General features: G+C 60.6%; 14 protein-coding genes. 8 read left to right on the top strand and 6 right to left on the bottom strand.

Annotation, left to right across the window (positions count from 1 at the left end; all coding sequences use genetic code 11):
• Positions 1–6: 6 nt before the first annotated feature.
• The 4 genes from HB375_RS09435 to HB375_RS09420 are packed head-to-tail and all read left to right on the top strand — an operon-like array spanning position 7 to position 5,961.
• Positions 7–1,869 (top strand): ABC transporter ATP-binding protein, encoded by a 1,863-nt coding sequence (locus HB375_RS09435; protein ID WP_167672749.1) that lies wholly within the window; start codon positions 7–9, stop codon positions 1,867–1,869.
• Positions 1,869–3,785, top strand: a complete 1,917-nt coding sequence (locus tag HB375_RS09430; protein ID WP_167672748.1) for an ABC transporter substrate-binding protein — start codon at positions 1,869–1,871, stop codon at positions 3,783–3,785. The genes HB375_RS09435 and HB375_RS09430 overlap by 1 nt, the downstream gene beginning before the upstream one ends.
• Complete coding sequence (locus HB375_RS09425; RefSeq protein ID WP_167672747.1) at positions 3,782–4,801, top strand: ABC transporter permease; 1,020 nt, start codon at positions 3,782–3,784, stop codon at positions 4,799–4,801. Before HB375_RS09430 ends, HB375_RS09425 begins: the two co-directional genes overlap by 4 nt.
• On the top strand, positions 4,798–5,961 hold the full coding sequence (locus HB375_RS09420; RefSeq protein WP_167672746.1) for an ABC transporter permease: 1,164 nt from the start codon (positions 4,798–4,800) through the stop codon (positions 5,959–5,961). The genes HB375_RS09425 and HB375_RS09420 overlap by 4 nt, the downstream gene beginning before the upstream one ends.
• Positions 5,962–6,461: 500 nt before the next feature.
• On the opposite strand, the gene HB375_RS09415 is transcribed toward HB375_RS09420, so the two are convergent.
• Entirely contained in the window at positions 6,462–7,916 is a 1,455-nt protein-coding gene (locus HB375_RS09415) for a DEAD/DEAH box helicase (protein ID WP_167672745.1), read from the bottom strand.
• 313 nt (positions 7,917–8,229) lie between these two features.
• Here HB375_RS09415 and HB375_RS09410 point away from each other — a divergent pair, with 313 nt between their 5' ends.
• From HB375_RS09410 to wecB, 4 genes are all read left to right on the top strand, one after another.
• Positions 8,230–9,432 carry an MFS transporter gene (locus HB375_RS09410; protein ID WP_167672744.1) on the top strand — a complete coding sequence of 401 codons (1,203 nt, stop codon included), beginning with the start codon at positions 8,230–8,232 and terminating at the stop codon, positions 9,430–9,432.
• Between the two features lie 91 nt (positions 9,433–9,523).
• Entirely contained in the window at positions 9,524–11,044 is a 1,521-nt protein-coding gene (gene glpD, locus HB375_RS09405; RefSeq protein WP_167672743.1) for a glycerol-3-phosphate dehydrogenase, read from the top strand.
• Positions 11,045–11,080: 36 nt separating this feature from the next.
• Entirely contained in the window at positions 11,081–12,577 is a 1,497-nt protein-coding gene (glpK, locus tag HB375_RS09400; RefSeq protein WP_167672742.1) for a glycerol kinase GlpK, read from the top strand.
• A 52-nt stretch (positions 12,578–12,629) separates the two neighbouring features.
• Positions 12,630–13,676 (top strand): non-hydrolyzing UDP-N-acetylglucosamine 2-epimerase, encoded by a 1,047-nt coding sequence (wecB, locus tag HB375_RS09395; protein WP_167672741.1) that lies wholly within the window; start codon positions 12,630–12,632, stop codon positions 13,674–13,676.
• Between the two features lie 126 nt (positions 13,677–13,802).
• On the opposite strand, the gene HB375_RS18495 is transcribed toward wecB, so the two are convergent.
• From HB375_RS18495 to asnB, 5 genes are all read right to left on the bottom strand, one after another.
• Complete coding sequence (locus HB375_RS18495) at positions 13,803–15,689, bottom strand: calcium-binding protein (protein WP_167672740.1); 1,887 nt, start codon at positions 15,687–15,689, stop codon at positions 13,803–13,805.
• Between the two features lie 265 nt (positions 15,690–15,954).
• On the bottom strand, positions 15,955–16,386 hold the full coding sequence (locus tag HB375_RS09385) for an HIT family protein (RefSeq protein WP_167672739.1): 432 nt from the start codon (positions 16,384–16,386) through the stop codon (positions 15,955–15,957).
• A 79-nt stretch (positions 16,387–16,465) separates the two neighbouring features.
• Positions 16,466–17,326, bottom strand: a complete 861-nt coding sequence (locus HB375_RS09380) for an NAD-dependent epimerase/dehydratase family protein (protein WP_167672738.1) — start codon at positions 17,324–17,326, stop codon at positions 16,466–16,468.
• Positions 17,327–17,332: 6 nt separating this feature from the next.
• Positions 17,333–18,466: a methyltransferase domain-containing protein gene (locus tag HB375_RS09375; protein ID WP_167672737.1), complete on the bottom strand. Its 1,134-nt coding sequence runs from the start codon at positions 18,464–18,466 to the stop codon at positions 17,333–17,335.
• A 12-nt stretch (positions 18,467–18,478) separates the two neighbouring features.
• Positions 18,479–20,332: an asparagine synthase (glutamine-hydrolyzing) gene (asnB, locus tag HB375_RS09370; RefSeq protein WP_167672736.1), complete on the bottom strand. Its 1,854-nt coding sequence runs from the start codon at positions 20,330–20,332 to the stop codon at positions 18,479–18,481.
• Positions 20,333–20,399: the final 67 nt, after the last annotated feature.

Genomic DNA, 20,399 nt, shown 5'->3' with positions numbered 1-20,399 from the left:
GAGCCTATGGAGACGCCGCTCCTGTCGATCCGTCAGCTGACGGTCGATTTCAAGGCTGAGACCGGAGACTTCCGGGCGGTAAACGGTTTGTCCTTCGACATTCCGAAGGGCAAAACCGTGGCGCTGGTCGGGGAATCCGGCTCCGGAAAATCCGTCACCGCGCACGCCATTCTCCAGATCCTGTCGAAAAAAGCCCATATCTCGGGCGGCTCCATCGTCTTCAACGACCCCCAGAACGCCTCTTACGATATTGCCGCGCTTGGCGCGGAGAGCGACGCCATGCACGCGCTGCGCGGCGGGCGCATCGCCATGATCTTCCAGGAGCCGATGACCTCGCTCTCGCCGCTCCACACCATCGGCGATCAGATCTCCGAAGCGCTCCTCATTCACGCCCGCGTCAGTCGGGGGGAGGCTCGCAAGAGGACCATGGATAAGCTGGCGCGCGTCGGGTTCCCCGATCCGAAGCGCGCGCTGACCACCTATCCATTCGAGCTATCCGGCGGCCTGCGGCAGCGCGCCATGATCGCCATGGCGCTCATCACCCGCCCTGCCCTGCTCATCGCGGACGAGCCGACCACCGCGCTCGACGTGACGACGCAGGCGCAGATCCTCGACCTCATCAAGGAGTTGCAGGCCGAGACCGGCATGTCGGTGCTGCTCATCACCCACGATCTCGGCGTCGTGGCGAACATCGCCGACGAGGTCGTGGTGATGTATCGCGGGCGTGTCACGGAAACAGGCTCGCGCGAGGATATTTTTCGCAACGCACAACACCCCTATCTCCAGGCGCTCATGCGCGCCGTGCCGCGCTTCGCTATGGCCCCGGACGAGCGCCTGACGCCGATCCGCGAGATCAAGAGCGCCACCCTCGCCTCGGCCCACGCGCCGGAGCGCATCGAGCCCAAGGGACCGATCCTGAAAGTGGAGAACCTGACCAAGAGCTACACGCTACGCGCGGGTTGGTTCTCCGGTAAGATGTTGAAAATCCGCGCCGTCAGCGACGTCAACCTCTCTCTGCCCGTGGGCAAGACGCTCGGCCTTGTCGGCGAGTCGGGTTGCGGCAAGACGACCGTGTCCAAGATGATCATGCGGGCGATGCATCAGGATTCCGGGCGTGTCCTGTTCGACAATGGCCTCGGCCCGCGCGATGTCTTCGAGCTTCAAGGCGATGCGCTCACTGAATATCGTCGTTCCGTGCAGTTCATCTTTCAGGACCCGTTCTCGTCGCTCAACCCGCGCATGACGGTCTATGAAATCCTGACCGAGCCTTTGCGCATTCACGAGATCGGCACGCCCGACGAACGCTATGCGCGGGCCAAGCAATTGCTCGACATGGTCGGGCTCGATAAGCGCTCGCTGCGGCGCTATCCGCATTCCTTCTCCGGCGGCCAGCGCCAGCGCCTCGGCATTGCACGCGCGCTTGCGCTCGAACCGCGTGTTCTTCTCTGCGACGAGCCCGTTTCCGCACTCGACGTGTCCGTGCAGGCGCAGGTTTTGAACCTGTTGAAGGACCTGCAATCGGCGCTCGGCCTCTCCTATCTCTTCGTCTCGCACAACCTCGCGGTGGTGGACTACATCGCCGACACCATTGCCGTGATGTGCCGCGGCTACATCGTCGAGGAAGCGCCAAAAATCTCACTCTTCCGTAACCCGGTCCATCCTTACACGCAGGCGCTGCTCGCCGCCGTTCCCGATCCGGACATCGACCGGCCGCTCGATTTCGCGAAGCTGCGCGCGGATCGTTTCTCCGCCCCCTCCCAATGGCCGGAGCCTTTCCGCCTGCTGCACGGCGAAGCCGGTGTCATGAAGGAGATCGAGCCCGGCCATAAGGTGCGCTTGAGTTACCGGGCGGCGCAGGAGGCGGCGTAATGTTTGGCATCAGGACTTTTTGCGTCGCCGTGATTTTCAGCCTTCTGACGCTGCCAGCTTTCGCCCAGCGTTACAGCGAGCCGCCCTTCTTTGCGGAGCAGGTTCTACAAGGCAAGTTGCCGCCCCTTGAAAACCGCATTCCGAAAACGCCGCTGATAGCCAACCCACAAAGCGGCCAGGACGGGCGCTATGGCGGGGACATCGTCACACTTGTGCCGCGCGCCCGCGACATCCGCTACATCTCGGCCTACGCCTATACGCGGCTCATCGGCTACGACCGCAATCTGAAGCTCCAACCGGATCTACTGGAAAAAGTCGATGACGAAGGTGACCGCGTTTTCACCTTCACCATCCGCGAAGGCCATCGCTGGTCGGACGGCTCGCCCTTCACCTCGGAGGATTTCCGCTACTACTGGGAGGACGTGGCGCTCAACAAAGACCTGTCGCCTTCCGGGCCGCCGGAATTCATGATCCGCGATGGCAAGCTGCCGCGCTTCGAGGTGCTCGATGCTCGCAGGGTTCGCTACACATGGGACAAGCCCAATCCGCGTTTCCTGCCGCAACTCGCGGGGCCGCTGGACCCCGGCATCTTCCGCGCCTCCGCCTATCTCAAGCGCTTCCACGCGAAATACGCTGACAAGGCGCAGCTCGAAGAACTAGCCAAGAAGCAGAAGCTGAAATCCTGGGCCGCCCTGCACAACCGCATCGACGACATGAAGGAGCAGACGAACCCGGATCTGCCGACGCTTCAGCCTTGGCGAGTCACGACCAACGCACCCGCGACGCGCTTCATCTTCGAGCGTAACCCCTACTACCACCGCATCGACAGCCGGGGGCACCAGCTGCCCTATATCGACCGCATCATCATGGATGTCGCGTCCCCCGGGCTTTTTGCGGCAAAGGCCAACGCGGGCGAGGTCGACCTTCTGTTCCGGGGTTTGTCGATGAATGACGTGCCGGTGCTCAAGGAGGGTGAGAAGGCCCACAACTATAGAACCTTGTTGTGGCCCTATGCCCGCGGCTCGGAACTTGCGCTTTATCCTAATCTGAACACGACAGACCCGGTCTGGCGCAAGCTCAACCGCGATGTGCGTTTCCGCCGGGCGCTTTCTTTCGGCATCGACCGCAAGACGTTGAACAACGCTCTGCTTTTCGGCCTTGGAACGGAGGGCAACAACACTGTCATGTCGCAGAGCCCGCTCTTCTCCCCCGAGCTGCGGACCGACAATGCCCGATACGATCCCGTCCTCGCCTCCAACCTCCTCGACCGGATCGGGCTCACCAAACGCAACGGCGCAGGCATCCGCCTTTTGCCTGACGGACGCGAGCTTGAAATCATCGTCGAGACGGATGGCGAGAGCAGCTTGGTCGTCGACGGACTGACCCTGATTGGCGAATTCTGGCGCGAAATCGGCGTGAAACTTTTTGTGAAGCCGCAGGACCGAACGGTGCTGCGCAACCGAGCCTTTGCCGGCCTCACCATCATGACGGCGGGCCAAGGCTTCGACAACGCGGTTCCAACCGATGTCATGCCGCCGACGGAATTCGCGCCGATGCGACAGGATAATCTCGCCTGGCCGAAATGGGGGCAGTACGTCGAAACGCAAGGAAAGAACGGCGAACCCATCGACATCCCCGAGGCCAAACGTCTGATCGAGCTCTACCAGACCTGGCTCGATACGGACGATGACCTTGTCCAGAACGATGCGTGGCGCGAGATGTTGCGCAACCATGTCGAGAACCAATGGACCATCGGCACGGTCGCCGGCGCTCTCCAGCCCATCGTGGTCCGCGAGGGATTGCAGGGACTGCCCGAAAAGGCAATCTATAGCTGGGAGCCGACAGCGATGATCGGCATCTACCGGCTCGATGAAATGTTTTGGAGCAAACCCGTCGCCAAAGAGGCGAGCCGATGATCCGCTTTCTGCTGCGCCGCTTCGCCACTATGGCCGTGACGCTCGTCATCATCTCGGCGCTTGTGTTCTTCATCATCAAGCTGCCGCCCGGCGACTTTTTGACGAACCAGATCGCGGAGCTGCGCGCGCAAGGTGAATCCGCCTCCATCGCCAAAGCGGAATTTCTGATCAAGCAATACGGCCTCGACCGTCCCGCCTGGGAGCAATATCTCGTCTGGATCGGCGTGATGCCCGGCCCCAACGGCTTTTCCGGCCTGCTGCAGGGCGATTGGGGCTGGTCGTTCGAATACGACAAGCCGGTGACCGAGGTTCTGGGCGATGCGCTGTGGCTGACGCTTCTCGTCAACCTCGCGGTGGTCATCTTCATTCACCTCGTCTCGATCCCCATCGCGATTTATTCGGCGACGCGGCAATATTCGCTCGGCGACTACATCGCGACCTTCATCGGTTATATTGGGCTGGCGACCCCGAGCTTCCTGCTCGCCTTGATCCTCCTGTATTATGCGAACCGCTGGTTCGATGTGTCCATCGGCGGGCTCTATGATGCAAAATTCGCCGGGCAGCCCTGGACCTGGGAGAAGGTCCGCTCGCTCCTGTCGCATCTCGTGGTGCCGACGCTCGTGATCGGGCTCGGCGGCACCGCAGCGATGATCCGACGCATGCGCGCCAACCTGCTCGATGAACTCGGCAAGCAATATTACGTGACGGCAAAGGCGAAGGGCCTCGCGCCGCGCACGGCTCTTCTGAAATATCCCTTCCGCATGTCGCTCAATCCCTTCATCGCGGATATTGGCAATCTCCTGCCGCATCTCATTTCCGGTTCGGTGTTGGTGTCGTTGGTGCTCAGCCTGCCGACGGTCGGACCCATCCTGCTCAGCGCGCTGAAAAGCCAGGATCAGTTTCTCGCCGGTTTCATCCTGATGTTCGTCGCCGTTCTCACGGTGGTTGGAATGCTGATTTCGGATCTCCTGCTCGCGTGGCTCGATCCGCGCATCCGGCTGGGAGGCAGGCGATGAACAAGGCCGCACTATCGAAGCAGCATTATGTCGACCCCGCGCCTTTCGACCCCGGCGCATCGGAACCGGTAGGGTCCGAGAACGAAAGCTACTACCGCGCGTCCTCCTGGCAGTTGATGTGGTGGAAGTTCCGGCGGCACAAGGTGGCGCTCGCGGCGGCTTTCATCCTGCTCGGCTTCTACTTGTTGGTGCCCTTTGTCGAAGTCATCGCGCCCTACAATCAGAGCCAACGCAACGGCGATTTTCTTTATGCGCCGCCTCAACGCGTTCACCTGATGCATGAAGGAAAGCTCGTAGGGCCCTTCGTCTATCCTTACGAATATCGCTTTGACTTCGACACGTTCAGGCGCGTCTACACTGTCGATACGTCGAAGCCACAGCCAATCCGTTTCTTCTGTCGCGGCGAAGGATACGATTTCTGGGGGCTCGTGCCGGGCGATGTGCATCTCTTCTGCCCGCCGACGGATGGTACGCTGTTCATTCTCGGCACCGACCGCCTTGGACGCGATCTTCTCTCGCGCATCATCTATGGCGCCCGCATCTCGCTCACCATCGGCATCGTCGGCATTGCGGTGTCGTTTGCGCTGGGGCTCTTCTTCGGCGGGCTCGCCGGTTATCTTGGCGGCTGGGTCGATCACGTCATTCAGCGCATGATCGAGATTTTGCGGTCGCTGCCGGAATTGCCGTTATGGCTCGCTTTGTCGGCGGCGCTGCCGCCGAACTGGAGCCCGGTCCTCGTCTTCTTCGGCATCACCATCATTCTCGGCCTTCTCGATTGGCCGGGCCTTGCGCGGGCTGTGCGCTCAAAACTTCTGTCTCTGCGCGAGGAGGATTTCGTGAAAGCCGCGGAGCTGATGGGTGCATCGAAGCAGCGCATCATCGCGCGCCATCTCATTCCGAATTTCATGAGCCATCTCATCGCGTCGGCGACGCTTTCGATCCCGTCGATGATCTTAGGCGAGACGGCTCTGTCCTTCCTGGGCCTGGGCTTGCGCCCACCTGTCACAAGCTGGGGCGTTCTTCTCAACGAGGCGCAGAATCTCGCTGCCGTGCAGCTTCATCCGTGGCTTCTCTTCCCCATCGTGCCGGTGGTGATTATCGTGCTCGCCTTCAACTTCATGGGCGACGGATTACGCGACGCGGCAGACCCCTATCATTGAGCACCTGAACCCGCTGCTCTTCGTCACAGGCAGCGTTCGGCTGACAAAGATCAACCTCACACCAAGCTGACCTCCTATCATGCGCGGTCTGCCCTACTCCTTTTGAGGAGGCCGCCATGAAGTCTGCGCTCGCCGCAATCGCAATGGTGGGAGGTCTCGCATTCGCCGGTGCGCTCATGCCCGCCCATGCAACGCCATTCGGCCCGAATCCTCGCATCGCTGAAGAAGCCGGCAATCTGGTGTCGCAAGCCCGATGGGTCTGCGGCCCCTATCGTTGCTGGTGGAGAGGACCTCGCTACTATCACCGCTACAGGCATTACCACCATTACGGGTATTATCACCGCTACAGGTATTATCGCCCTTACAGGTACTATTACCCGTACAGGTACTATTACCCCTACTATCGTCCCTGGCCTTGCATAGGTATCTGCTTGTAGCCGCTTGCGCATGAAAAAGGCGCCGTCCGAAGACGGCGCCTCTCGCATTCACTAAAGCTGCCCTCAGCGGCGGCGCGGCCCCTTGTCAAGCCACGCCACCTGCGCGCCGTCGCCCCGATGTTCGGAGCGCTTCTGCGCGGGCTGGCCTTGCGGCTTGCGCTGTCCTTGAGCCGGTTGAGCCTGAGCGGGCCGCTGGCCGCCATTCGGCTGTCCCGCATTCGCAGGCTTCGGCCCGCGATGGCGGCGGCGCTTCGGGCCGCGCTCCGCATTCGGGTCGGTGTTGCGCGGCTGGCCGTGTCCCTGATGCCCACGCGAATGCCCGGCGGGACGTCCGCGCTGTTGCTCGCGGCGTGGTTCGGCCGCTTCGCCACCCATCGGACCAGCGGAAAAGCCTTCCGGCAACGGCATCACCGGCACTTGCAGGCGGGTCAGCTTTTCGATGTCGCGCAGATAAGCGCGCTCTTCATCGTTGCAGAACGAGATCGCCAGACCCGTAGCACCCGCGCGGGCCGTGCGGCCGATGCGGTGGACGTAAGATTCCGGCACGTTCGGCAGATCGTAGTTCACCACGTGGCTAACGCCTTCGACGTCGATGCCGCGCGCGGCGATGTCGGTCGCGACAAGCACCCGGCAGGTCCCGGCGCGGAACGCGGCAAGCGCTTTTTCGCGCTGCGGCTGAGACTTGTTGCCGTGGATCGCGGCGGAAACGATGCCCGCCTTGTCGAGCGAACGCACGACCTTGTCGGCGCCGTGCTTGGTGCGGGTGAAGACGAGGACGCGATCGATGGACTGATCGCGCAGCACCACTTCGAGCAGCGCCTGCTTCCGGCCGGTGGACACGAACATGACGCTCTGCTCGACGCGCTCGGCGGTGGTGGCGACAGGCGTCACTGCCACATGCGCCGGATTGCGCAGGAACGACTCGGCCAGTGTCGAAATGGTCTTCGGCATGGTGGCGGAGAAGAAGAGGCTCTGACGATCCTTCGGCAGCAGGGTCACGATGCGCTTCAACGCATGGATGAAGCCGAGATCGAGCATCTGGTCCGCCTCGTCGAGGACGAGGATCTCGATATCGCGCAAAGAGAGCGATCTGCGGTCAATGAGATCGAGCAGGCGGCCGGGCGTGGCGACGAGCACGTCGACGCCGTTCGCCAGCTCCTTCTCATGGCGGGAGATGGTCACGCCGCCGAACACCACCGTGGTCGTGAGCCGAAGGTTGCGGCCATAGGCGCGGAAGCTGTCGGCGATCTGGCCGGAGAGTTCGCGGGTCGGGCTGAGCACGAGCACACGGGCGCTCTTGCGCTGGCGTGGCTTCGGGCTCTGCGACAAGCGGTGCAGGATGGGCAGCGCGAAGGCCGCCGTCTTGCCGGTGCCGGTCTGGGCGATGCCGCAGACGTCGCGGCCTTCCATGGCATAGGGGATGGTCTGGGCCTGGATGGGCGTGGGCTTCTCATAGCCCTCGGCAGCCAAGGCCTTCAGGATCGGCTGGGCCAATCCGAAATCGGTAAAGAGTGTCAAAACGGTTGTCTTTCGAAAGAGATGCGAAGAGCCGCGAGACGGGTCGATGAGGAAAACAGGTCCCGCCGGGCTCAAGGCGACGGCCCGCGTGATGGGGCTGTCAGATGACTGGGCGATTGAAGAAATGGGCCGGGCCTTCGCCTATCCGGAGGCGAATATCCGTCACGCAGCCCATCCAAGCGGCTCACGAAGAGCGCTGACGCCGTGCTGTGCATATGCGCCATGGGGACCTATCCGTCAACCGTCACCGCTGTCATAAAGCCCGGATCGCGCCTCGCGAGCCTGGATGAGGCGCGGATGCGAGCCTGTTCGAATGTCCTCCCCCGACCGTATGCCCTGGGGCTTCGTCGTTGCCCTCTCGACGGCTCAGCTCGTTTCCTATGGCACGATCTTCTACGCCTTCGCCCTTTTCATCGAGCCCATGGGCCAGGACCTTGGCTGGTCGAAATCCGAACTGACGGCGGCCTATTCGAGCGCTTTGATCTCCTCGGCCTTCTTCGCGATCCCCGTCGGGCGTCTGATCGACTTAGGCCATGGCCGGACCATTATGACCGCCGGCTCCATTCTCGCGGCTCTTCTTCTCGCCCTCTGGTCGCAGGTCGAGAGCTACCCGCTTTTCGTCCTGATCTGGATCGGGATGGGCGCAGCCATGAGCGCAGTGTTCTACGATCCCGGTTTCGCAGTCCTTGCCCGCCGTCTCGGGTTTTTCGCGCGGCGCGGGCTGACCGCGATGACGCTGATCGGCGGCTTCGCCAGCACGGTGTTCATCCCCCTCACCCACCTCCTCATCGAAATGTTCGGCTGGCGCGGGACGCTTCTTGTCCTAGCCGCCTTCAATCTCGGGATTTGCGCGGTCGTCCACGCCATCTGGATTCCACCGCATCAAAAGCCGGCTCCGCATGCGGCCAGCGTCCATTCGGGAACGAGCCCTGCCCCGCATCCCAGGCATCTCCTGCGGCGCGCTTCCTTCTGGCTGTTCGTTGCGACTTCGGTCGCTCAGGGGATGATCTCGACCGGGCTCCCCCTTCACTTCATCCCAATCCTCACCGAGAAGGGCTTCACCCTCGAGGCTTCCGTCGCCGCCTTCTCGATCATCGGACCGGCCCAGGTTGCCGCCCGGCTCGCCATGGCCTTCGGCGAGGAGGTTTTGAGCCTGAGGGCGCTCGGCGTCCTAACCATGGTTCTGAGCGTCCTCGCCTTCGCCCTTTTGCCCTTCATCCCGCCCGGCTCATGGCTGGTCGCGATCTTCGCAGGGGTTTTCGGGGCGTCCAACGGCATGATGACGATTGTAAAGGCGCTTCTGCCGCCGGAATTGTTCGGACGGGACAATTATGGCGCGATCCAGGGCATGATTGCCACGCCTGTCAGGCTGGCCATGGCAACCGCCCCTTTCACCTTTGGCGCGCTCTGGACGTGGTGGGGCGGCTATGGGGCGGTTCTCGTCGCCTGTTTCGTCATGGCCCTCTGCTCCCTCATCGCTTTTGTGCTAAACCTCGCCCTGGCCCGGAAGACGTGAACATTGTTCAGATTCCGCTTGCGTTAGTTGGCTAAAGGAATCATGTGCAGGACGCCGGGAACGCCCGGCGTTGAAGGAAAGACCAAGTTTCGTGACGACAGTGACCGATCTTCTAATTGTTGGCGGCGGCATCAACGGCGCGGGCATCGCGCGCGATGCGGTGGGCCGAGGCCTCTCCGTGGTGCTTTGCGAGCAGGGCGATCTCGCGGGCTACACGTCATCCGCCAGCACAAAGCTGATCCACGGCGGCCTGCGCTATCTGGAATATTATGAGTTCCGGCTGGTGCGCGAAGCCCTGTTCGAGCGCGAGCGCCTGTTGGAATCCGCACCGCACATCATCTGGCCTCTGCGTTTCATCCTGCCGCATGAAAAGGGCATCCGCCCGGCGTGGTTCGTGCGCCTCGGTCTATTCCTTTACGACCACCTCGCCCCGCGCAAGCGCCTGCCCGGCACGGAGACGATCCACCTGACCCGGCATCCGGCGGGCCAAGCCCTGAAGCCCGGTTTCGACACCGCGTTTGTCTATTCCGATTGCTGGGTCGAAGACAGCCGCATGGTAGCGCTCAACGCGCTCGATGCCGCGGAACGTGGCGCGGATATCCGCGTGCGGACGAAGCTTGTGTCGGCTCGCCGCGAAGGCGATGCGTGGGTCGCAAGCCTGCAGAACATCGAGACCGGCGAAACGACGGAAGTCCGCGCGCGGGTCATCATCAATGCGGGCGGCCCGTTCGTTGCGGATGTGCTGAATTCCAAGCTCGGACTGAACACCACGAAGAGCGTGCGCCTCGTGAAGGGCAGCCACATCGTTGTGCCGAAGCTCTTCGAGACCGAACAGGCCTTCATTCTGCAGAACACGGACAAGCGCATCGTGTTCGCCATCCCCTACCAGAGCAAGTTCACGCTCGTCGGTACCACGGACATTCCGGTCGAATCCGTGCCCGACAAGAAGGTGACGATCAGCAACACTGAGATCGAATATCTCTGCAATGTCGTGAACCATCACTTCCAAAAGCAGGTCACACCAGCCGATGTGGTGTGGACCTATTCGGGCGTCCGCCCGCTCTTCGACGACGGCTCGATCAACGCTTCGGCGGTGACGCGCGATTACGTGTTCGATCTCGACGGCGCTGCCGGACAGGCTCCGGTCCTGTCGATCTTCGGCGGCAAGATCACGACGTTCCGCAAGCTCGCCGAGCATGCGCTCGACGAATTGAAAGCCTATTTCCCGGCGATGAAGCCCTCCTGGACGGAAAAGGCCAAACTGCCCGGCGGCGACATGCCGGATGCGGATTTCGACCGCTTCTTTGCGGGCGTGAGGAAGCGCTGGCCGTTCCTACCGGAAGCCCTTGCCTATCGGCTGTCGCGAGCTTACGGCACGAGGCTCGAGGAGCTTCTGGGCTCCGCAGGGTCCATGGCCGATCTTGGCGAGGATTTCGGCGCTGGTTTGACCAGCGCGGAGGTCGATTATCTCGTCCGCCGGGAGTGGGCGCACAGCGCCGAAGACATTCTCTGGCGCCGCTCCAAGCTCGGCCTGCATGTGCCTGCGGACGCGGCCCAGAAGATCGACGCGTATCTTTCCAAGCGCAAGGCGGCTGCCGTCGCCGCGCAATAACAACAAGGCCCCTCGCGGGCTTTTGGGGAGCAGGCCATGGCTCACTATGTCGGCGCCATCGATCAGGGCACGACCAGCTCGCGCTTCATCGTGTTCGATCAGGCAGGCAGCATCGTCTCCGTCGCCCAGAAAGAGCACGAGCAGATCTACCCCAAGCCCGGCTATGTGGAGCATGACCCGCTCGAGATCTGGCGCAACACGCAAGAGGTCATCGCTCAGGCGCTCGACAAGAAGGGCCTGAGTGCCAAAGACCTCGCCGCCATCGGCATCACCAATCAGCGCGAAACCACGCTGATTTGGGACCGGCGCACCGGCAAACCGCTACACAACGCCCTCGTCTGGCAGGATACACGCGTGGACCCCATGGTTCATGCGCTCGCCAAGCAGGGCGGACCGGACCGACTGAGGAGCAAGACCGGCCTGCCGCTCGCGAGCTATTTTTCCGGCCTCAAGCTGCGCTGGTTGCTCGACAACGTGCCCGGCGCGCGCGCGAAGGCGGAAGCCGGCGACGTACTGTTCGGCAATATCGACACCTGGCTTGTCTGGAACCTCACCGGCGGCCCGGATGGCGGACGGCACATCACCGACGTGACCAATGCCAGTCGCACGCAGTTGATGAACCTGCACAGCCTCGGATGGGACGAAGACATCCTGCGTCTCTTCGACATTCCCGAAGCGTGCCTGCCTAAAATCCTCTCCTCGAGCGAGGTCTATGGCGAGGCCAAGGGCGTGCTCGCCGGCGTGCCCATCGCGGGCATTCTCGGCGACCAGCAGGCCGCCCTTGTGGGCCAGACCTGCTTCCAGCCGGGCGAAGCCAAGAACACTTATGGCACCGGCTGTTTTATGCTCATGAATACCGGCGAAACGCCCTACCCTTCGAAGGCTGGTCTTCTGACCACCGTCGGCTATCGGTTCGGAACGGCGAAGACGGTCTATGCCCTCGAAGGTTCAATCGCCATTGCCGGCGCGCTCGTGCAATGGCTGCGTGACAATCTGGGCTTGATCCAGGCCAGCAGCGACATCGAAGCCCTGGCCCGCAGCGTCGAGGACAACGGCGGCGTTACCATCGTCCCAGCCTTTTCCGGACTCTTCGCTCCCCACTGGAACGCGGATGCCCGCGGCCTCATCGGCGGCCTGACCCGTTTCGTCACCAAGGGCCACATCGCCCGTGCCGCACTGGAATCGACCGCCTTCCAGACCCGCGAGGTTCTGGACGCGATGGCGAAGGACACCGGCATCGCCGTCAAGGAACTGCGCACCGATGGCGGCATGGTGGTCAACGAGCTTCTGATGCAGTTCCAGGCCGACATCCTCAACGTCCCCGTCGTGCGCCCCAAAGTCATAGAAACCACCGCGCTTGGCGCAGCCTACGCCGCCGGCCTCGCCACCGGCTTCTGGAGCGGCACGGAGGCGCTGGTGCAAAACTGGGCCGTCGACAAGCGCTGGACGCCGGCCATGGCAACCGCCGAGCGCAACCGCCTGAATGCCGAATGGGCCAAGGCCGTGACACGTTCGCTCGACTGGGTGGGATAGACTTGGCACCGCGTTGCCTGTAACGCCCGGGCTATTCGACGAAGGATCTTCCATGTCATTGACCGTTTTGACCGTTGTCGGCGCACGCCCCCAGTTCATCAAGGCGGCGCCTGTCAGCCACGCCTTCGCGGCGCATGGCGGAATCCGCGAAATCCTCGTCCATACCGGCCAGCACTTCGATGCGGCCATGTCCGACGTGTTCTTCGAAGAGCTCGATATCCCACCTCCGGCCCATAATCTCGAGGTCAACAGTCTCGGCCATGGCGCGATGACCGGGCGGATGCTCGAAAAGCTCGAGGAAGTGATGATCGCCGAGAAGCCCGATTGGGTCCTCATCTACGGCGATACCAACTCCACGGTAGCCGGAGCGCTCGCAGCCGCGAAACTCCACATCCCCGTCGCTCACGTTGAAGCCGGCCTTCGCTCCTTCAATCGGCGCATGCCCGAAGAGATCAACCGGGTGATGGCCGACCATGTCAGCACCTTGCTCTTCTGCCCGACCCAGACTGCGGTCGCCAACCTCAAGACGGAAGGCATCACGAAGGGCGTCCACCATGTCGGCGACGTGATGTACGACGTGACACTCGCGGCCGTCGAACGGGGCAAGGGGCGCTCTAAGATTCTCGAAAGGAACGGGCTGGCGCCAAAGACTTACGCGGTAGCCACCATCCACCGGGCCGAGAACACCGATGATCCTCAGCGCTTTGCACGGGTGATCCAGTGGCTGTCGGATCGCGGACGTGAGATGCCGGTGATCATGCCGGTCCATCCGCGCACGCGCAAACTGATGGAAAAGAGCGGCGTCAACCCGACGGGTGTGCGCCTGATCGACCCGTTGGGTTATCTCGACATGGCATGGCTGACGCACAACGCGTCGGGGGTCTTTACCGATTCAGGCGGCCTGCAGAAGGAAGCCTATTTCCATGGTGTCCCCTGCGTCACTCTCCGCGACGAAACGGAGTGGGTCGAGACGGTCGAGGCCGGGTGGAACAGACTTTGGACAACCGCCGAGTACAAGCCGCGCAGAGATATCACTGATTACGGCTCCGGCGACAGCAGCAGCAAGATCGCCAGTCTGATCGCATCATCCAAGACCTAGATATATTTGAAGCGAAGTGGATCTGCTACGTGATCGACAGCGCGCTCAGACAAAAGAAAAAGAGCCGATCCCGCGCCAGCGGAGACGGCTCTCAATCGAAAACAGATCTTCTCAAGCGAAGGGGCGCTAGAGAGTGAACCAAGAAGCATCCGGCTTCAACTTGCCAGCCAGCCTGAGAACCGCCTCTCCCGAGGAATCGCGATCCGTGTTGAGGTAGATAAGCGTTTCGTTTCCGCTGATCACATATCGGATCTGACCGGGCGCGCTGAAACCTTTATCTCCGATAAAAGTGAAAGACTGCTTTCCAGCCCGCGTCGTATCCGCATCAATGTATTTGAAATTGAGCTTATCGCCCTGCAGCGGGGAGAAATCCATCACGATGTCGGCGTCCTTTACCCAAGACCCGATTTCCTCGATGCTATTCCAAAGGAAGACATCGGCATCGGGTCCGCCCCACAGGGTGTCTTGACCAAGACCACCTTGGAGCGTGTCCCGACCGGAGCCACCGGTCAGAAAATCGTTCCCCTCGTTTCCAATGAGCCTATCGTTCCCACCTCCACCGGTAAGAACATTGTTTTGAGTATTGCCCACGACCCAGTTGTTGAGCTCCTGCCCCGTACCGTAGATGGCATCTCCTGTGAGAACCAAATCCTCGACGTTCCGCGTGAGGATAAAGTTTACACTTGCCACTACGGTGTCGTGGCCACCATTCGCTTTTTCTACGATGATGTCGCTCGGATTATCGACGTAGTAGACATCACTGCCATTCCCGCCTTCGAGGCGGTTCAATCCGCCCCCTCCACTGAGCACATCATTTCCGTCGCCGCCAAAGAGCGCGTCGTCCCCAGCCGCACCGGAAAGGGCATCGTCGCCTGGAGTGCCTGAAATCTTCGCAGCTGTCGCCCAATCGTAGAACTTGATGGTGCCGTCATCAAAGGTGATGGTCGTGCTCAGCGTCTGCCTCGACGCGTCGAAAAGGTCGTCGTATCGCGCCCAGGCATAGAAACCTTTCTCGTCATACTCTGTTTCTAGCGTTTGTCCGTTGTCGTACTTCACAATGGCGTAATCGACTTTGCCATCATTGCCGTAGTGATTTTGGACGCTGGACCAGGGTCGCGCTGACTTCGCATCATAATCCGTGACATCTTTGGATCGGTCGTCATAAAGGATTGCGATCTGCTCGACTCGACTCGCGGCCGTCACTTTCGTGGTCTTCTGCAGCCAGTCGTATTGATTGTCCAAATCCCAATGCGTAAACACATGGCTCTTGTTGTCCATGAGCATGTATTGAGCGTCTTTGCGCCCCTTCTCATCATAAAAATATGTGTTCTGCCGCCACGACTTCGTGTTGCTGGTGTCGGTCATGATCTTCCAGCTTCGCGCATCGTCGCCGATTGGCCTCTCCCCCTTGTCATCGAGGTAGGTCGCCTTCTTCACGAAATACAAAGCGTATAGTTCGCCCGCGACGACGCCATCGGCGCCGGTATAATTCGAAGGCGCATAGGCGAAGGTGTCTGTCGTGGTCTTATATGCGTTCGCGCTGATCTTATTCGGATCGACGAAAACGCCTTGCCATCCCTTCAACGAGCTTTGATTAATGACGACGTTCGGCCACGAGTTCCGCGCTTCCTCCATCGAAAGAGGCACGCTACTTCCTTTGCGGGTGAAATAGATGCCGAACGTGGAGTCAAAGAACATCCACTTGCCGTTGATGAAGAGTTCTGTAGCCGTGTGATTGGACTGGAAAGGAACATCGTAAAAATTGACGCGGCGATGCTGAATCCCAATGTGCTCGAACAGGGACTCCATCAGGACATCACGCCAACCGCAGGATGCGTTCATGACCTTGGGAACGTTCCCCGCGCCTGTCGGCTCAGGCCCTGCTCCGGCGGGTAGCAACGATGTCCAAAGCCAGCCCGTCATGATCTTGGCCAGCGAAAGAGGATTGGATTTCTTTGCCTGCATGAATGCGGCGAGTTTGCTATATGCGCTCGGCACGGTCCTGGTGCTCACTTCTATCTTAGTCAGAGTCGCTATTACAGACCCACCGACTCGAAGTCCACACGCCGGCCTAGAGCGCCAGATCACATTATTGTATTACAGAATTGATTCCCAAAGATCTGTTAAGAATTAAATCCAAAAGCTACAGCCCATATCATCACCGAAAGGCCAGAATCGGGCTGACGTCTTGTTTTGCGGCTCTGATAAAGCCCTAACGGACAGGCGGATGGCAGGGCCGCTCGTCGCCCCGGCTACACCATGGTCGAAATGACGCAGTCTATCCCTTTAGGCGGCTCAAAGCCTCTCTGTACCGTTCCGCCGTTGAGGCGAGAACTTCGGCGTCTTCCATCACTCCACTATGGGGCTTCAACTCGATTCCATTCCAGCGAGGAATCACGTGAACGTGCATGTGAAACACGATCTGTCCTCCGGCGCCCTCATTGGACTGGATGATGGATACGCCGTCTGCGCCAAGTGCCTCTTTTGCGAGGCGCGACATCAGCTGGACTGCGCTGAAGACGTGCTGAAGCTCGCCCTGGCCAATATCAAGGATATTTCTTGCCTTCGCCTTTGGGATCACGAGCATGTGCCCGGCACTTCTGGGCATGACGTCCATGAAAACAAGGACGTGCTCTGTCTCGTACACCTTGTAGCTCGGCAGCTCCCCTCGGAGGATGCGAGCGAAGACGTTGTTTTCATCATATGACATAGCGCGTCTCGATAATTGGTAGTCAAGTCATCGACTGACTGGGCGGCAACTCCCCAGGGGGTCGCTTTCGCTGCCTAGTCTACTTACCAATGGTCTGCCGCAGTCCATCGGTAAGCGTGGTGAACTGGTTTAGATCGAAGTGAGCCCCCAAGCGATCGAGATTGGGGACGATGCGGGGCGAGCCTCCTTCTTGAACCGAAAAAATCGGCTCTTCTCCCACGACTTGTCCAATCGAGGCCGCGAGTTCGCGAATGCTCACTTCATATGGGGAAGCAACGTTGAAAACCCCGGTCCAGTTCTCCGCGAGCGAGTGCTGGATAACGCGTGCGATGTCATCAACGTAAGTCGGAACAAAACGCATCCCCTGCCCGTCTGCGGCCAGTTGGACAGGAACTCGTCCTTTGACCCGGCGGATCAGGTCGGGGACCAGGCGGTTTTCCTGGCCCGGACCGTAGGGAAAGAACAGACGGAGGATCGACAAAGACATGAGGCGCTCGAAGGGTCGCGCCAATTTCTCACCGGCCAGCTTCGTGATCCCGAGATAGCTCGTCGGATCGAGCGCGGCACTTTCCAGGAGCTCCGCATGGTAGGGCTCATAGACTGTGCCGCTCGACAAAAGGCAGAACCGCTCCGCGCCGATATCGCCCGCATAGCTCAGCAATGCGGCGGTCGCAGATACGTTGATCCGAACCATGTCTGCTACATCCGCAGGGAAGTTCCGATAATTCCGGGCCTGAGCGGCGTGAATCACCGCATCGGCGCTCGTCGGAAGTCCAGGCGGGCGTTCGTCACGGCTCAGATCCCAGACCACCGTCTCGGCATACTGAAGCCGCGTTCCCGGTTCACGCACAATCGCGATGATCTCATGCCCGCTCTCCGACAGCGAGCGGATCAGCCGAGTGCCGATGAATCCCGTCGCCCCAGTGACGATCACACGCATTCGAAGTTACACCTTCGGTTTGGTGAGAAGCACGGAGATTCCGTTCGGATTGGAGTCGTTGAACTGGTAGGTCGTGACGCCCAGTTCCTCGAGCCAACCGGCAACTTCCTCTTGCGTGTGCTGCCAAGCGTTATGAGGATGATACCAGTCGAAGTTGACCATATTGTTGGTCTCGAAATCGAAGCTATCATTCCAGAAGCACTTGACGAAGTTGTAGTAGATCAACCGCTGAACGTCGTGCGTACCGGCCGGAATCCCGAGCACTGGGATCGGCGTGTCGAGCGTGATCGTCGCATTGAGCTTGGACAGCTCCCGGCCGAGCACCGTCAGGCCCTCACAAGCAGCATAGCACTCTTCTGGCGTGAGCTTGGTGAAATGCTCACGGATCATGGCATCGCAGAACTGACGAGCGGCGCCCATCTTCCTGTAAACATAGAAGAAGAACTGTCCGCCAGGACGCAGCTTGCGATAGAGGGCGTTTACGGCCGCTTTCGTGTCCGGCGTGTGGTGCAGCACTCCGTCGGCAATGATGAAGTCGAAGGTTCCGTCAGCAAACGGCGCATCCATCAAATCGGCTTGAACCGTCGTGCAATTCAGCAGAGCGGATGTATTGCCGAAGGTCGTGAACGCAGCATCGGAAATGTCGAGCGCCGTAACATGGCCCTTGCAGTTCTGGGCGATGAAGCGCGTGTTGAAGCCCGAGCCAGGCCCCACCTCGAGCACCCGTTCCCGATCACGGTAAAACGCTTTCAATGCCTCTCTGTCGGGCAGCGCAAACTTCTTGCAGTACCAGCCAAAGAGAAAGTCTTCGTGCTCGGGTTGGAGACCATAGGTTTTGAACCGTCTCCATTTGTCGGAGAAGGTTTCATTGGTCTTCGCCTGTTCCAGCTTCGTGCTGGCAGCGGGCGCGTCGGCGGGCAGCGCCAGACCGTGACGGCCGCAAAAATCCTGGAGGTCCGGCCGGAGCGGGCCGGTGAGGAAAGACGGGACGCCTTGGAGAATCGGGAACCAATTGTCGGTACCGCCGACCTTCAGAATTCCCTCGATGACATGCTCTCCGTCCTCACGGAATGAGACCAATTCAAGCTTGCCATCGGCCACACCGGCCGGTCGAAACTGCGATGAATCTGCCTTACGCACGATAGTAACCTCTTAATTGTATGCGATCTGTCTCTGGTCAGTCGAAAGACCGCCCAGAACTCCGCTTTGACGACACCAGCTCTCGAAGCTCAAAAGACACCAGATCAACGCGACATGGTTGGCCGCGCCGCTGAAATGCTCGTCGAGTTTTCGGCGGATGAAGCTGGGTTGAAACACGCCCTGTGATGTGAGCCGGGAGAGTTGGGCTTCGACCCAGGGTCTCAGACGGCCGCGATACCACGACGCGTCAGGCGGGCCGAAGCCCATCTTGGGTTTCGTATAGATGGCGTCCGGCACCCACGGTCGGACGGCCTCACGAAACAGAATCTTTCCAGTCTGGCCGTCCGACAGAAGGTGCCACGGAACCTCCAGCGCGTAATCGACGACCTCATTGTCAAGCAACGGAACACGCGTCTCCAGGGAATGGATCATCGACAGCTTGTCCTCGAGAACCAAGAGCCCGTGGAGATAGGTTTTCGCGTCGACATACATCAACGCGTCCCATGGGTCGTCCGAGGGCGCCGACCGGAAGGCCCGGCGGATCTCGTAGACGGGATCAAAGCCTCCCGCCATCCGGAGAAAATCCGGCGTGAAGGCTTCCGTCAGCTCTTCGGCGCGGATCGGCACATTGAGCATTGCGCGGAATGTCTGGAAGATTGCATCGGCACTCGCCCCATCTGCCAGCGACACGCTTTCCGAGCCGTGCATCCGCGGGATGATCGCGTAGCGCCCGACATAGCCTCCTGTGACTTCGTCGCCCCCCATTCCGGAGAGGACGACCTTCGCGTCCGCAGAGACACGCTTGGCGATGAGGTAGTTCACATACGCCATGCCCATGCGCGGATATTCCAACGCAGCGATCGTCGCATCAAGGTTCTGGATCAGTGCATCCTGCGGGATCTCGAGCTCTACGCGGTCGATCCCCAAGGACTGCGCAACCGCACGCGAGAATTCGCGCTCGTCCACGAAGCGATCTTCGCCGACCTGGTCGAGATTGAAGATGCAGGAATATGCCCGAACACCCGGCCGCAATTGATGGGCGACGGCGGTGATGGATGAGCTGTCGATTCCTCCCGACAGATAGGACATGACCGGGACATCCGCCGCGAGCTGACGATTGACCGATTGATGCAAGACCTCGCGGAACTCGTCCGTCGCTCGCCCCATCTCCGATCCACGATTCCGCGAGAACGTGAAATCCCAGTACTTGCGCTGCCGGCGACCGGACGAGGTCACCAACTCGCAGTGCCCCGCTTGCAGCATGGAGACACCACGAAATGGGGTTCGCCCATGCCAGAAATTCATCAGGCTGAAATATTCGATGACACCTGCTGCATCCGCCTCGACAGGAACAAGTCCGCTGGCATGCAATGCCCGCACCTCGGATGCAAAAACGAGCGAACCATCCCGGGCCGTCGCAAGATAGAGAGGCTTAATGCCGTACCGATCGCGGGCGAGGAACAGACTCTTCGCGCGCAAATCCCAGATCGCGAACGCGAACATGCCGTTCAGCCGCTCCGGCAGACGCTCGCCCCACTCCTCCCATCCGTGAACCAAAACCTCGGTATCGGAATGGTCGGACTTGAACTGGTGCCCGGCCAGTTCGAGTTCGCGCCGCAGTTCGCGATGGTTGTAAATTTCCCCGTTGAAGACGATCCAGACGCTCTTGTCCTCGTTCGCCATTGGCTGTTCGCCGTCGGCGATATCGACGATGGCGAGACGCCGGAAGCCGAGCGCGACGTCATCGTCCGACCAATAACCGTCGCTATCCGGGCCCCGGTGAACGACGGAATCCGCCATCCGGCGCACGCGACCGGGCGCCTGAGAATCCCGACCGAAGTGGAGGATTCCTGTTATTCCGCACATTCCAAGGAACCTCCAATTTCCAGGCGAACCAAGCTAGTCGACGAGGCAGAGCGTATCATCTTTGGCC

Origin of the sequence: Microvirga terricola (genome assembly GCF_011777495.1) — a bacterium.
GTDB classification, from domain to species: domain Bacteria; phylum Pseudomonadota; class Alphaproteobacteria; order Rhizobiales; family Beijerinckiaceae; genus Microvirga; species Microvirga terricola.
Note: the sequence above shows the minus strand (reverse complement) of the source record. Positions and strands in the feature narration are given on the sequence as shown.